Raw genomic sequence first — 14,060 nt, 5'->3', positions numbered from 1 at the left:
AAAAACGTTATTGACGAGCGCGTTTGAGCGCTTCTTCCAGGGCTTCGGGCAGCGGCGCTTTCACCGTCACCGGGCGACCATTGGTGGGTTCAGGGAAGGTCAGCGCTCGAGCATGCAAAAAAAGACGCCCAAGGCCCAGCTGCTTAGTAAGCAGACCGCTTTCACGAGTGGCGTACTTATCGTCACCCAACAGCGCATGGCCTGCATGGGTCGCATGAACGCGAATTTGGTGGGTACGGCCGGTGACTGGCTCAGCTTCAATCAGCGTGGCTTTTTCAAAGGTTTCAACTACTGAAAAATGCGTCCGCGATACTTTACCGTTGGGGTCTACCCGCACTCGACGTTCGCCGTTACCGGCGTCAAAGCGGTCCAAACGGGCACTTTCATAGGTCTTACGGGCTGGCCAACGACCGCTGACTAACGCCAAATACCGCTTGTCCATGCCGTGCTTTTTCAGCGACTCGTTCAGCGTAACCAGTGCATCGCGGGATTTAGCAAGCAGTAAACAGCCTGAGGTGTCTCGATCCAGACGGTGCACCAGCTCTAAAAAACTTAAATCATCGCGTACCTGGCGCAGCGCTTCGATCAAGCCAATTTTAACCCCGCTGCCCCCATGCACCGCCAAGCCAGAAGGCTTGTTGAGCACCATCCAGTCGGGGCCTTCCATAATGACGCTACCTACCAGAAGATCGCGTAAATTATCGCTCACTTCCTTCACCGCCTCGCGGGGCGCCAAACGTAGTGGCGGCACACGCACTAGGTCACCCGCTTGCAAACGATAATCAACCTTAACGCGCTTTTTATTAACCCGCACTTCCCCCTTACGCACAATACGGTAAATAAGCGCACGCGGCGCACCTTTGAGGCGCGTCATGAGAAAATTATCAATTCGCTGCCCTGCTTGCTCCGGGGCGATATCCACCCACTGTACTTCACGCCCTTCGGACATTCCCGCTTGCTCCTGCTGTAGCTCGATGACATCGGCCTTAAAATCGCATTCTAACGTAGACCCAAGCGCATTGCGTCAATTGCTGGTCGTTCTCTTTACTGTTATATTCCAAAACGTTCACCAGCCAAACGCAGAGAGCACTCTTGTCTAGCGCTAGCAACCAGTCGATAACAGCTATTTGCTTAGCAGAAAACTATTAACGCTGAGTTTGGTGAATGCGCCTGCCCGACTAACACGCAGGCCTGAACACGAAAAACGCCGCTAGTGTACGCATTGCACGTTTTTCCGGTATTAAAATCTGATCTTAAAAACTGATCTTAAAATGTAGCAACTCTGCCGCCCGTTTTTCATGTCGGCAGAGGAAATAAGCCTTGCCCTCAACGGCAGGCAGTAACTTAACAACGCCACGCCCAGAGCAGCGTCGCCTTTTCGTCACAAGGCGCTGACTGTCTCCGGGCGCCAAGTTCAACGCTGTGCCGGTGGCCGGCGTTGGTGAATCGATGAATGTCAGGTGTTGGCGGTGTCAGCAGGGCCGGTTGGATGTGACAGCCACCGGAATATGTCCTGCCTCCGCCACGTACTCAACGCCCAATTGGCCGGGTTGGCGCTAACGCCTACCCGGCTTGACGCGTCAGCATAGCAATGCGCCGAGCACAAGCACGCTGCAACCAGCGATTCGCCTACGTCTCCCCCTAGGCGGTTCGCCGACACGCAACGCTATGCGAGACACTATGAAACGGATGCTTATCAATGCGACCCAGCCCGAAGAGCTGCGCGTCGCATTAGTAGATGGACAACGCCTGTACGATTTAGATATCGAATCCGGCGCTCGAGAACAGAAGAAAGCCAACATCTACCGCGGCAAAATCACCCGCGTAGAGCCCTCACTTGAAGCTGCTTTTGTCGATTACGGCGCTGACCGCCACGGCTTTTTGCCGCTCAAAGAGATCTCAAAAGAGTACTTTGTGAGAGACGTTTCTGGACGTCCCAGCATTAAAGAAGTACTCAAAGAAGGCCAGGAAGTCATCGTTCAGGTTGACAAAGAAGAGCGTGGCAACAAAGGTGCCGCGCTAACCACTTTTGTTAGCCTAGCCGGCCGTTTTTTGGTGCTAATGCCTAATAATCCGCGTGCGGGCGGCATTTCACGGCGTATTGAAGGCGATGAGCGCAGTCAGCTCAAAGATGCCATGGGCCAACTGACCGTGCCCGACAAAATGGGCCTGATTGTGCGCACCGCTGGCATTGGCCGTAACCCGGAAGAACTGCAGTGGGACTTGGACTATCTGGTTCAGGTGTGGGAATCCATCACCACCGAAGCTGCCAAGCGCCCAGCCCCTTTCCTGATCTACCGTGAATCCAACGTCATCATTCGCGCGATGCGCGACTACTTGCGTCAAGACATTGGCGAAGTATTGATCGACAGCCCCGAAATTCATGCTGAAGCGCTGGCCTTTATTCGCCAGGTGATGCCGTCTTACCAGCAAAAGATCAAGCTGTACGCGGATGAAGTACCGCTATTTTCGCGTTTTCAAATTGAATCGCAAATCGAGACCGCTTATCAGCGCGAAGTAAAACTTCCCTCTGGTGGCTCGATTGTGATCGACCACACAGAAGCGCTGGTCTCCATCGATATCAACTCCGCCCGGGCCACCCGCGGCAGCGATATCGAAGAGACCGCCCTGCAAACGAACTCCGAAGCCGCCGATGAAATTGCCCGTCAGCTACGCCTGCGCGATATTGGCGGCTTGGTGGTGATCGACTTTATTGATATGGGGCCTGCGCGCAACCAGCGTGAAGTTGAAAACCGCATGCGCGATGCACTGAAACTGGACCGCGCGCGAGTGCAAATCGGCCGTATTTCGCGCTTTGGTCTGATGGAAATGTCCCGCCAGCGGCTGCGCCCCTCGCTGGGTGAAACCAGCGGCGTGGTCTGCCCACGCTGTAACGGCCAAGGCACCATTCGCGACGTGCGTTCGCTTTCGCTGTCGATCATGCGCCTGATTGAAGAAGAGGCCATGAAAGAGAATAGCGCCCAGATTCGCGCTATTTTGCCAGTACCGGTAGCCACCTACCTGCTTAATGAAAAGCGTAGCGTACTCGCCGATCTTGAGTCGCGCCAGGGTGTGCGTGTGGTACTGCTGCCCAATCCCGAGATGGATACGCCGCACTACGACGTACAGCGTCTACGCGATGACCATCTGGACGAAGATGACACGCAAAGCCTATCGAGCTTTGAACTCTCCACCGACACCGAAGTCGGCAAAGAGCCAACGCCCAGCTTCGTACCCCCGGCAATGCGGGCAGAAGCCGCGGTAAAAAGTGTCAGCCACAACGCCCCTGCGCCAGCTTCGTTGCAAAGCGAAGAGCAACCGCCAACGGCTGCTCCTTCAGCTGAAGCAGCACCGGTTGCCAACGAGCAGCCCAGCGTTATTGGCCGCTTTATGCGCAGCTTCGCCAAATTATTGGGTGGCGACGAGGGAACTACTGATCCCACGCCAGCGCCCAAGGCTGAAACACCGGCACCGCGTAAGCAGAGCGAACGCAAGACCCATCAGCGCGGTAGCGAGACGCGCCAGAAATCATCGCGCGATGAGCAGGGTAACACCAGCAATCGAAACGAACCGCGCAGTGAGAACGCGAGCAAAGCCGAGTCGAAAAGCAGCGAGCAACGCGACAACACGCCGACGCCGAGTCCTGCCGGTGACGATAATAGCGATAAGCGCAGCGGCCCCAGCCGTACCCGCAATCGCCGCCGCCACCCCCAACAAGACGATGCCAATGGGCAAGCGTCGAGCCAGAAAGCGCCACGTAAAGATAGCCAAGCTGACAGCTCTTCCAAAGACGGCGCTGTCAAAGACAACGCGGCAAAAGAGAGTGGCAAGAGCAAGCCTAAGAAAGCTGCGCGTCGCGAGCCCGCGAGCGACAACAGCGCTGACGAACAGCGTGATGAGGCGGCCAAGCAGCCACAGCCAGCGGCTAAACAGGATGATGGCAAGCCAAAGCGGACGCGCAACAACCCGCGCAACCGCTCGCGCAGCCAAGCAATTAATCCCAAGGCAGAAGCTGAGCAGCTAAAACTTCAGGCCGAGGCAGCCCAAGCGCCTGAGGAAATGCCGACCCAGCCCAGCCAAACGCCCGCCGCAGAGGCGCCGGTGGAAGAATCGGCAAATTCAGCGCCGATTAGCGACAACGCCCAGCGCGAGGAAGGCACAAAAGCCTCCGAAACGGCTGAAGCTGATAGCACTGAGGCTCAAGCTGGTAGCACGACGGAATCACCCGAGCAAGCCGACAGCAGCACCACCGCTGAGCGGCCGGCGGCTGAGAATGCCAAAGCGCGCAAGTCGACGCGTCAGCGTCGTCAGCCTGAAGCAGCCTCGGACGCCGACGCTAGTGAACCGGATGCTGCCCCCGCTCAAGCACCCGACGATGCCGTTGACGAAGCAGCTGCTACACCTGCTCACGCTGAAGACAAAGCCAGTGACGCACCCGCTGAAGCCTCTAGCACAGAAGCGCCTGACGCAGAAACGTCTGCCGCTGAAACGTCTAGTCTCAGCCACGATGCGCCCAAAGCGGAGAGCCAACGGCCCGAAGATAGCCAGCCCGAGGCATCAAGCGAGGCTCCCCAACAGGCCGCCAGTGCTTCTGAGGTAGCGGACACTCAACCAGCGTTACAGGAGGTTGCAGAGCCCTCTAAAGCAGAATCTTCTCAGGCAGACCAACCGCAGGCGCCAGAAACGCAAACGGCTGAGCCTGAAGCTGCACAGCCCGTCAGCGAAGCAGCCGCCGAGACACCCACTGAAGCAGCTTCAGAAGCGCCCGCTGAAACGACCGAAACGCCTAGCAAAGCGACTGGCTTAGCAAGTGGTGAAGCAAGTGGCGAAGAGAGCATGCCCAAACCGCGCCGTCGTCGCACCCGGGCCCACAATGACCCGCGCGAGAAGCGCAAACAGGCGCAGCAAGACACACGCTCCGAGTAAGTCGGTCGTCTGTTGTAGTAACAAAAATCCCCGCTTCGGCGGGGATTTTTGCGTTATGAAAGGTCCACTGGAAAAAGCGTCAAGGAGTGATTAACCGCGGCTCTAGCTCCAACCGCACAGCAAAGCGCGCCTCAACCCGGTCGGCAATATAGTTCGCAATCCTCATCAACCCCTTGCGGTCACCGCCGCCAAAGTGCACCAGCACCAGCGCTTGATGCTGATGCACACCAAATGCACCGTCACGCATGCCTTTCAAGCCACACTGATCAATCAACCAACCTGCCGCCAGCTTAGCCCGCCCGCCTCCCTGAGGAAAATGCGGCATCGCCGGATACTGACGCAGCAGCTGTGCCACCTGCTCATCGGTTACTAGCGGGTTTTTAAAAAAACTACCCGCATTGGCAAGCTCCTGTGGGTCCGGAAGCTTTTCGCGACGAATGGCGCATACCGTTTCAGCTACTGCAAGCGGCGTGGGTGCGCTGGGTGTGCGTGCGGCGAGATCACCATAGCCAAGCCGAGGGGCTGGCGTACGCGACAAACGCAGCACCAGCTGGGTAATCACCACTCGACTGGCCAGTTCGCCTTTAAAGATACTGTCACGATAGCCAAAAGCGCATGCTTCAGCGCTCAACCAATAGACGCGGCCGCTGGTGAGTTCCATTACCTGTACCGCTTGCAGGGTGTCAGCAAGTTCAACGCCGTAGGCGCCAATGTTTTGCACCGGCGCGGCACCGCAGCTTCCTGGAATTAGCGCCAGGTTTTCGATCCCCCACAGGCCGTGCGCTGCCGTTGCCATGACCAAGCGGTGCCAATTAACCCCGGCGCCAACATAAACCAGCACCTGCCCTTGATGCTCGGCCAGCCACCACTGATTCAGCGCAGGGCGCACCACCAAACCGGGTAACCGTTCGGGGAGTAGCACATTGCTGCCGCCGCCTAACAGCGTCACTGGCCAGCCTTGCTGGCGCGCCTGAACGAATGCCGCGCGTAGTGCTGATAACGTTCCCGGCGCTACATAGCGCTCCGCTTGGCAAGGCAGCCTCAGCGTATTCGCGGTGGACAAATCGACATTGCTGAGAATATTCATCTGTTTAGCCACGCCGCTAGTCCCATTAAAGCTCACGTTTGAGCTGTCGAATCAGGCCTTCTGAGGCAGCTTCGATCATATCCAGAACGTTCTCAAACCACTCATCACCGCCAAAATAGGGGTCTGGGACTTCGGCACCGGGGGTACCAGCAAAATCCAAAAACAGCCCAATATACGATTGGCTATTGGCGGGCTTAAGGTCGCGCATAGCGCGTAAATTGTCCTGATCCATGCCCAGCACGTAGTCGAACTCAGCAAAATCCTGCTCGCTTAACTGACGAGCGCGCAGGTCACTCAAGTTAATTCCCCGGCGCTGCGCAGCCTCCTGCGCTCGCGTATCCGGCGCCTTACCTATATGCCAATTACCCACACCGCAAGAATCTATTTCAACGTCATTGGCCATCCCCGCCTGCTCCAAAGCGCGGCGAAAAACGCCTTCAGCAGTGGGCGATCGGCAGATATTTCCCAGACAAACAAATAACACTTTCAACACTGCTCTCCTTAAACGCTTGGCTGAGCAAGTAGCGCTCTTACCCGCGCTAGATCTTCGGCGGTATCGACACCCGAGGGGTTTAGCTCGCAGGCTAACGCCACTTGAATAATGTGGCCGTGCTGCAGCGCGCGCAGCTGTTCAAGCTGTTCGAGTTGCTCAAGGCTAGCAGCTGGCCAGTCTCGGTAGGCAGCTAGAAAGCTCGCACGGTAGGCATATAAGCCGATATGGCGCAGCCAGGCATCAGTCGCCAGCAGGGTCGGCGGCGCTTTGAAGTGCTCGCGGTCCCAGGGGATCGGCGCCCGGGAGAAATACAGCGCGCGGCCCTGCAGCGTGCGCACCACCTTGACCACGTTAGGATTAAACAGTGAGGCAACGTCGCTAATCGGCTCCGCCAAGGTGGCTATCGACGCTTCGGGGTCCTCGGCTAAGCGCAGCGCTACCTGGTCAATTAAAGCCGGTGGAATCAGCGGTTCGTCACCCTGCACATTGACCACCAGGGCGTCGTTCGCCAAACCTAAGCGCTCAGCCACTTCGGCTAAGCGATCGGTTCCCGAAGGGTGATCGTCGCGGGTCATAATCACTTCGGCCCCGTAAGGCAGCATGGCATCGACAATGCGGCTATCGTCAGTAGCCACCACAACTCGGCTGGCGTGGCTTTGGCAAGCGCGACGCCATACGTGAGCGATCATCGGCTCGCCAGCGATTTCCAGCAGCGGCTTACCGGGCAATCGCGTGGAGCCATAGCGAGCAGGCACCACGACGGTAAAGTCAGGTACACCCATATCAGACACCGTGCCGTCTGGAAAAACCATCAAGCGTCTCCCGAACGTCCTGGTGAGGTGTGCAATTTCTCATCGGCATCCATCGCGCGAGCCTCTTCCGGCAACATCACCGGAATCCCCTCTTGGATGGGATAGGCCAAACCATCGTAATGGCAGCGCAGCTCTTGAGCCTCGCGATCGTATTTCAACTTGCCGTTACATAACGGGCAGACCAGCATTGCCAGCAGCTCTTTATCCATTCGTGTGTCTCCTTTTGGAAAGTGCCGACAGCCGCGCTGCCAGCCAGTGCTCAAATTCTGATGGAAGCGTTGCTTCAACGTCTAATACCCAGCTATTGGCTGGTGCAAAAGCATGACACTTTACCGCGTCCTTAGCGGTCATAATAACCGGACGACGATGGCTAAAGTTTAGCGCCTCAGCGCTAAATCGCTGGTGATCAGCCAATGGGTGCCAGTCACCGGCTACCCCCAAAGCGCGCAACGTGCGAAAAAAACGTTCAGGATGCCCGATACCCGCTACCGCGTGCACCGGCAGCGTAAACGGCAGTGGCCCTAGTGGAAAGCGTACGCCATCGTTAACTCGGCGCCAGCACAGCGGGGCTAACTGCATGCTGGTGGTAGGCGCTTGCATTGGCAGCGGATGCTGCAAATCGCCGTTAACGATCACCGCATCCACGCGTTGTAGCCGACCAAACGACTCGCGTAGCGGCCCAGCGGGCAGGCAGCGCCCGTTACCCAATCCGCGGGCCCCATCGACAACGACAAGCTCGATATCGCGACCTAGTGCTAAATGCTGTAAGCCGTCGTCGCTCAGGATAATATCGCATCCCGCCTCGATCAGCGCCTGAGCGCCCCGCACGCGCAGGGGGTCCGCGACCACGGGTAGCCGCGTTTGCTGTGCGAGCATCAGCGGCTCATCGCCGCTCTCCATAACGCTGCTATGAGGGGTGACAAACAGCGGGTAATGTGGGGCTTTGCCGCCATAGCCACGGGTGACAATCCCCGGCGACCAGCCTTGAGACACTAGCCAATGAGCTAGCCAAGCGACCAGCGGTGATTTGCCCGTTCCGCCTAACGTAATATTACCGACGACGATAACCGGCACCGGCGCTTGCCAGACGTCTTTTTTACCCCGTCGGTAGGCGCTTTCACGCCTCGCCATGGCCCATTGATAAAGCGCGCCCAGCGGTTTCAACGGCCATAGCCAGCGGCTGCCTTGATAAGCGCCTTCCAGCCAGCGTTGGGCCAGCGTTCTCTTGGCTACGCTCATAGTGATGGGCTCATGTTAATCGGTTCATGGCGCGTCTTGAAACTGCAGCTGATGCAGCGCCGCGTAGGCACCATTGGCCTCCAGTAGCGCCTCGTGGGGCCCCTCTTCAACAATACGGCCTTGGTCCATCACCACAATCCGGTCGGCCCGCTCAATGGTCGACAGGCGGTGGGCAATCACCAGCGTGGTACGTCCTTCACAAACGCGCTCAAGGGCTTTTTGAATATAACGCTCAGATTCCGTATCCAGCGCCGAGGTAGCCTCATCCAGCACCAGTAACGGCGCATCTTTAAAGATCGCTCGGGCTATCGCCAGTCGCTGGCGCTGACCGCCGGAAAGCATCACGCCGTTTTCGCCTACGGTGGTGGCGTAGCCATTGGGAAGCTTGTCAATAAACTCATTGGCATAGGCGGCTTCGGCGGCGGCTTGAATGGCCTGAGGATCAGGATTGCTCACCCCATAAGCAATGTTATCGGCGATTGAGGCATTAAACAGCGTTACCTGCTGGGAGACCAAGGCAATTTGCTGGCGTAGCGGCCCCAGCGCGTACTCGTCAATATTAACCCCATCAATGCTGATACTGCCTTCGCTAAGCCGGTAAAAACGTGGCAGCAGACTCACCAGCGTCGATTTACCACTGCCCGAACGCCCGACAATTGCCACTAACTCGCCGGGTGCCAGGCGTAAATTAATGTTATGCAGCACATTAGGCTGATCATCGGCGTAGCGGAAGCTCACATTATCAATCACCACCTCACCGCTTAACCGGCTGGCGATGCGTTTGCCCTTATCTTTTTCAGGGGTCATATCGAGTAGCCCGAAGAGCTCGGAGGCGGCCGCTAACCCTTTTTGTATCTCACCGTTAATTTCGGTCAGTTGGCGGACTGGCTTAATCATAAGGGCCGCAGCAGTAATAAAGGCGACAAACTCTCCTGGTGTCATGTTCTCCATCAGCGAGGGTGCCATGGCGAGCCACACCAGCAGCGCCATGGAAATGGCCACTAGCATCAAAATCACCGGCGAACTAACCGCCCGGGTCATGGCTTCTTTCATACTCTGGCGGCGATTCTCTTCACTGACCCGTTCAAAGCGCTGCTTTTCATAGTCTTCCGCGCCGTGAGTACGCACTACGCGGTAACCCGACAGCGCTTCAGAGGCCACATGAGTGACATCGCCCATTGAGCTTTGAATACGCTTTGAGATACGCCGAAAACGCTTACTGACGTAACTCACGACCACAGCAATAATCGGCGTTACACCCAAAAAAAGCAGCGTTAACATCCAGTTGGTCCACAGCAGATAGAGCACCAACCCAATAACAAACAGGCCTTCGCGCAGAATAATCGTCACTGCCTTGGTGGCCGCCCCGGCGACTTGCTCAACGTGGTAGGTCACCCGCGAGACAAGCTGACCGCTGGAGTGGTGGTCAAAAAACCACCCCGGCAGATGCAGAAGATGACCAAACACGTCGCAGCGCAGGTTATGAATCACATAACGACCCACATAGGCCATAAAATAGGTGCTTAAAAAGGTACCTAACCCCCGAGAGGAAAACATAATGATGACAAATAACGGCAGCAAGAGCCGGAAAGCAGCATCCGGATTTTGAATACCATCAATTAAGCGCTTCATCATTTCCGCCAGCGCCGTACTTGACGCGGCATACACCACAAAACCAACTACCGCCAGCGCAAACGCGCGCCAGTATGGCTTCACATAGCCCAATAACCGCTTATAGATATTCCAACCTGAATCAGTCACATGCGCTCCTGGCAATATGTGCAGTGCGCAAGATTCTACCTGATGGCGCAACGCTTCAACACTGGTTGCGACGACCTGGCAGCTTGCGCGTTGTTGTCATCTGGATAGGATGGCCCGCGTCCAGCCAAAAACGCAGCGCCCCATCTTGATCCGTGCTCCACAGACAGCTAGCTTGCTGGCGAAAAAGCCGGACAACGGAATCCACCGGATGGTGAAACGAATTATCCCGCCCGGCACTAAAAATCACCTGCTGAGGCGCCACGCGACGCACGAACTGAACACCTGAACTGCTACCACTGCCGTGATGCCCGGCCACCAGCACATCGACCGGCGAGCCCACATCAAGCAAAAAGCGGCGCTCTACCTCACTACTCACATCGCCGGTGATCAATAGCCGCTGCTCGCCCACGCTCACCTCCAGCACACAGGAACGATCATTGGCAGACAACGCGTTAGCGCCCGCGGGCGGCCAAAGAAAGCGATAGTCAATGCCATCACGCTGCCACGCTTGCCCGCGCTGACAGGCAATACTCGACACTGGCAGCGCCTCGCCAACGGGCGCTATCCACTGGCTGACCTGATGATCGGCTAGCAACGCGTCAATGCCGCCCGCGTGGTCGTTATCGGCGTGGCTGACAATCACCTGATCAAACTGCTGCCCTGGCGACCATAACGCCTCCAAGGGCATAAAACCGCTCCGAAACTGCGGGCCGGTGTCATAAAGAAGCCGATAATGCTGGCTACGTAGCTCGATTAACTGCCCCTGCCCCACATCATGCACGCTGACTCTGAGCGCATTGGAGGGAACTGATGACGGCAGCGACCACCACGGCAGCGCTAAGGCCAGCGCAGTAGCCGCCAGCCGTAAACCTGGCATCACGGCAGGCAGCCCCCAGCATAACGACACCAGCAGCAACGCCAAGGCAAGCGGATACGCTAACGGCCGCTCAGGCTCCCAAAGCGGCCAGTGTTGAACCCCAAACGTCAGCAATATATGCAAAATATTGAGCGCCAATTCAAACAGCCACCACACCGCCTCTCCCACCCAGGGGAACGGCGCAAGCAGCCAACCCAGCAGTGCCGTGGGCACCATTACAGAGCTCACCCACGGCACGGCGACTAAATTAATCAACGGGGCGGCGGGTGCAACGCGCCCAAAGGCCACTAATACGGCGGCGGCCATCAGCGGCGCCAAGATTAGCTGAGTTCTGACCAGCGCCCAGCACCAACCTTTTATACCCTGCGGCCGTTGACGTCCCTGCCAGATCATAATCAGCCATGCCACGGCCACAAAAGATAGCCACATCCCCGGGCGCCATAGCGCCAGCGGATCAACCACCAGCACCAGCGCAAACGCCAACCACCAGCCTTGCCAGGGGCTCGGCGCGTGTCGCCCGCTGAGCACCCATAGACCAATTAAACTCATCACCATCGCCCGCATGGCGGGTGGGGCCATGCCAGCGAGCGCGGCATAGCCGACGCAGGCTAGTGCAGCCAACCACCACGGCCAAGTGCGCATGCGCCAGTTAGTTGGCGTCGTCAAACGGGCGCCAAACGTCGCCAATAGCAACACAAACGACGCCACCAGCCCGACATGCAGTCCCGACACCACCACCAGATGCGTGGTGCCGGTAGCATTCAGCAGTGACCAATCATCTTGGGTAAGCTGTTCGCTCTCGCCGAGCGTTAGCGCTGCCAACCAGCGCTTGGTTCGCTCATCAAGCGGCTGATCGGCTAAAAAATCCAGGGCTAGCTGGCGTATAGAAGGGCCAGCGGGAGATAGCCGCAGCGGCGGTGGTTCCAGGCGCAGGTAACCGGTGGCATGAATCCCTTCACGCCACAGCCACTGCTCATAATTGAAGGTACCGGGGTTGGCAAACCCGCTGGGCGGACGCAGGCGGAGGGTCATTTGCCATTGCTCGCCGGGTTTGAAAACGTCATCGCCATAGGCCGATACGCGCACTTTACCCAACATTGCGCAGCTTGGCCGCTTAACAGGCCCCTGACACTGATCAATACGTAATAACAGGCGCGTTGCATCGCCGTTCGGTTGGGCGGCCACAATAGTCGCCTCAACGGCGATATCTTCACCGCCTAGCCCCGCTGGCAGGCGGCTGCCCCATTCGCTTTGCACGCCGACAAACACCCACACCCCAATCAGTAGCCACACACCTAACCGCGGGCGCCACACCATGGCCAATAACGCCGCTAACGACAGCCCCCCGAACGCATTGAATGGCATGCCAGCAGCGATGCTATACCACGCAAAAAGACCTCCGATGAGCGCCGCAACCGCGGCTGGCATGGCAACGCCTAACCGCATAGGACCCTCCTTGGCGGGTGTTCATTGGTGGCTTAGCATAGCCGAAAGGCAATGCAATATGGATAATGGTCAATACCAATAAGTAAGAGTATCCGTTATGCCGCGCCGGTTCCTGCAGCGCTACATGCCCAAACCGGACACTATCAGGAAACAGCGCTCGTTACGCTTTATAGCGCCGTTGATTGCCGATCCGAGGTTGTGGCTTTTAACCCGCCGAAGCGTTGCCAATGCATTTAGCGTGGGCGTTTTTTGCGCGATGCTCCCCATCCCTTTTCAAATGGTGGTCGCGGCCCTGGGCGCTCGCGTAACCCGCTGCAATTTGGCCCTGTCGATTGGCTTGGTGTGGATTACCAATCCATTGACGATGCCACTGATCTTTTACGGTAATTACTGGATCGGCACCTTTATACTCGGCGCGCCAGTGCGCGAGGCCCCATCCCGGATTTCAACGCGTTGGATTGCCGAGCAAATGTACGACATTATGCCGCCACTGATCGTCGGCTCTTTGGTCACAGCGGTTATCCTAGCCATTGTTGCCAATATCGCTATTCGCCTTATCTGGCGTTGGCATGTCTCGCACCATTGGAAACGCCGCCGCCTAATACGACGGCAGCGGCGTGAGCAGATTGAAGCAGAGTTTGACGATGAGGCCTAATGGCTCAACTAGCTCATTAAGCCCCTGACGCTTATAACGCTGGCGTTTGCTCTACTAATTTCCCCGCATCCAGCTTAAGCACGCGGTCTTGGTGAGCCGCCATACTTACATCGTGAGTCACGATCACAAAGGCGCACGCGCTCTCTTTGGCCAGTTCATCCATCAATGCCAGAATAGTCGCTGCCGTGGTCTGATCCAGATTACCAGTCGGCTCGTCCATCAACACCAAACTTGGATCAGTCACCAGCGCCCGAGCAATCGCCACGCGTTGACGTTCACCGCCGGACAGCTCGCCAGGCTTATGGTCAGCGCGGGGCTGCATACCCACTCGCTCGAGTATCTGCATCGCCCGCTGCTCAGCCGCTTTCTTAGACTGGCCGCGAATAATCAGCGGCAAAGCGGCGTTTTCAACCGCAGTGAACTCTGCCAGCAAATGGTGAAATTGGTAAACAAACCCAATATAGCGGTTGCGAAAGCTGCCCAGCGCGGCTTCATTCAATCCTGACAGCGATTCGCCAGCGATGATCACGCCCCCCTCGCTGGGCCGATCGAGACCGCCCAATAGGTTGAGCAGCGTCGTTTTACCCGACCCGGAGCTCCCCACGATGGCAACGCGCTCGCCAGCGCGCACCTGCAAATTGAGCTTATCCAATACCGTCAGGTCTTGAGGACCTTCGCTATAGGTACGGGTTAAGCCCTGGCAATCGAGCATAATGGCGGGTTCTTGCGGTGTTTCCGTTGGCATACTCATGTCGGCATCCTGA

11 protein-coding genes are annotated in these 14,060 nt (G+C 57.3%); 2 read left to right on the top strand and 9 right to left on the bottom strand.

What is annotated here, in order from left to right:
* Positions 1-7: 7 nt before the first annotated feature.
* Complete coding sequence (locus RZA33_RS08085) at positions 8-949, bottom strand: RluA family pseudouridine synthase (protein ID WP_317507337.1); 942 nt, start codon at positions 947-949, stop codon at positions 8-10.
* Positions 950-1,680: 731 nt separating this feature from the next.
* Between RZA33_RS08085 and rne the strand changes: the two genes are divergently transcribed.
* Positions 1,681-4,926 (top strand): ribonuclease E, encoded by a 3,246-nt coding sequence (rne, locus tag RZA33_RS08080; protein WP_317507336.1) that lies wholly within the window; start codon positions 1,681-1,683, stop codon positions 4,924-4,926.
* A 79-nt stretch (positions 4,927-5,005) separates the two neighbouring features.
* Here rne and murB read toward each other — a convergent pair whose 3' ends face one another.
* The 7 genes from murB to RZA33_RS08045 are packed head-to-tail and all read right to left on the bottom strand — an operon-like array spanning position 5,006 to position 12,641.
* The gene (murB, locus tag RZA33_RS08075; protein ID WP_317507429.1) at positions 5,006-6,013 is read right to left on the bottom strand and encodes a UDP-N-acetylmuramate dehydrogenase; all 1,008 of its coding nucleotides are present in this window, start codon (positions 6,011-6,013) and stop codon (positions 5,006-5,008) included.
* Positions 6,014-6,038: 25 nt separating this feature from the next.
* A complete protein-coding gene (locus tag RZA33_RS08070; RefSeq protein ID WP_317507335.1) occupies positions 6,039-6,503 on the bottom strand; it encodes a low molecular weight protein-tyrosine-phosphatase in 465 nt (154 codons plus the stop codon).
* An 11-nt stretch (positions 6,504-6,514) separates the two neighbouring features.
* Positions 6,515-7,318, bottom strand: coding sequence for a 3-deoxy-manno-octulosonate cytidylyltransferase (kdsB, locus tag RZA33_RS08065; protein WP_317507334.1), 804 nt, complete (start codon positions 7,316-7,318; stop codon positions 6,515-6,517).
* Positions 7,318-7,527 (bottom strand): Trm112 family protein, encoded by a 210-nt coding sequence (locus RZA33_RS08060; RefSeq protein ID WP_317507333.1) that lies wholly within the window; start codon positions 7,525-7,527, stop codon positions 7,318-7,320. Before RZA33_RS08060 ends, kdsB begins: the two co-directional genes overlap by 1 nt.
* Positions 7,520-8,557: a tetraacyldisaccharide 4'-kinase gene (lpxK, locus tag RZA33_RS08055; RefSeq protein ID WP_317507332.1), complete on the bottom strand. Its 1,038-nt coding sequence runs from the start codon at positions 8,555-8,557 to the stop codon at positions 7,520-7,522. The genes RZA33_RS08060 and lpxK overlap by 8 nt, the downstream gene beginning before the upstream one ends.
* A gap of 24 nt (positions 8,558-8,581) precedes the next feature.
* Positions 8,582-10,318, bottom strand: a complete 1,737-nt coding sequence (gene msbA / locus RZA33_RS08050; RefSeq protein ID WP_317507331.1) for a lipid A export permease/ATP-binding protein MsbA — start codon at positions 10,316-10,318, stop codon at positions 8,582-8,584.
* Positions 10,319-10,373: 55 nt separating this feature from the next.
* Complete coding sequence (locus RZA33_RS08045; RefSeq protein WP_317507330.1) at positions 10,374-12,641, bottom strand: DNA internalization-related competence protein ComEC/Rec2; 2,268 nt, start codon at positions 12,639-12,641, stop codon at positions 10,374-10,376.
* A gap of 97 nt (positions 12,642-12,738) precedes the next feature.
* Between RZA33_RS08045 and RZA33_RS08040 the strand changes: the two genes are divergently transcribed.
* A complete protein-coding gene (locus RZA33_RS08040) occupies positions 12,739-13,296 on the top strand; it encodes a DUF2062 domain-containing protein (protein WP_317507329.1) in 558 nt (185 codons plus the stop codon).
* Positions 13,297-13,327: 31 nt separating this feature from the next.
* Here the strand turns inward: RZA33_RS08040 and RZA33_RS08035 are convergent, their stop codons facing one another.
* Positions 13,328-14,047, bottom strand: a complete 720-nt coding sequence (locus RZA33_RS08035; RefSeq protein ID WP_317507328.1) for an ABC transporter ATP-binding protein — start codon at positions 14,045-14,047, stop codon at positions 13,328-13,330.
* Positions 14,048-14,060 lie beyond the last annotated feature (13 nt).

It is taken from the genome of Halovibrio sp. HP20-59, from assembly GCF_033052795.2.
Classification (GTDB): domain Bacteria; phylum Pseudomonadota; class Gammaproteobacteria; order Pseudomonadales; family Halomonadaceae; genus Vreelandella.
This window is presented reverse-complemented; position numbering and strand designations above follow the sequence as displayed.

Bases quoted from the DNA above. Each gene is read 5' to 3' on its own strand.
- RZA33_RS08085 (WP_317507337.1), bottom strand. From the start codon at position 949: ATGTCCGAAGGGCGTGAAGTACAGTGGGTGGATATCGCCCCGGAGCAA.
- rne (WP_317507336.1), top strand. From the start codon at position 1,681: ATGAAACGGATGCTTATCAATGCGACCCAGCCCGAAGAGCTGCGCGTC.
- murB (WP_317507429.1), bottom strand. From the start codon at position 6,013: ATGAATATTCTCAGCAATGTCGATTTGTCCACCGCGAATACGCTGAGG.
- kdsB (WP_317507334.1), bottom strand. From the start codon at position 7,318: ATGGTTTTTCCAGACGGCACGGTGTCTGATATGGGTGTACCTGACTTT.
- RZA33_RS08060 (WP_317507333.1), bottom strand. From the start codon at position 7,527: ATGGATAAAGAGCTGCTGGCAATGCTGGTCTGCCCGTTATGTAACGGC.
- lpxK (WP_317507332.1), bottom strand. From the start codon at position 8,557: ATGAGCGTAGCCAAGAGAACGCTGGCCCAACGCTGGCTGGAAGGCGCT.
- RZA33_RS08045 (WP_317507330.1), bottom strand. From the start codon at position 12,641: ATGCGGTTAGGCGTTGCCATGCCAGCCGCGGTTGCGGCGCTCATCGGA.
- RZA33_RS08040 (WP_317507329.1), top strand. From the start codon at position 12,739: ATGCCGCGCCGGTTCCTGCAGCGCTACATGCCCAAACCGGACACTATC.
- RZA33_RS08035 (WP_317507328.1), bottom strand. From the start codon at position 14,047: ATGAGTATGCCAACGGAAACACCGCAAGAACCCGCCATTATGCTCGAT.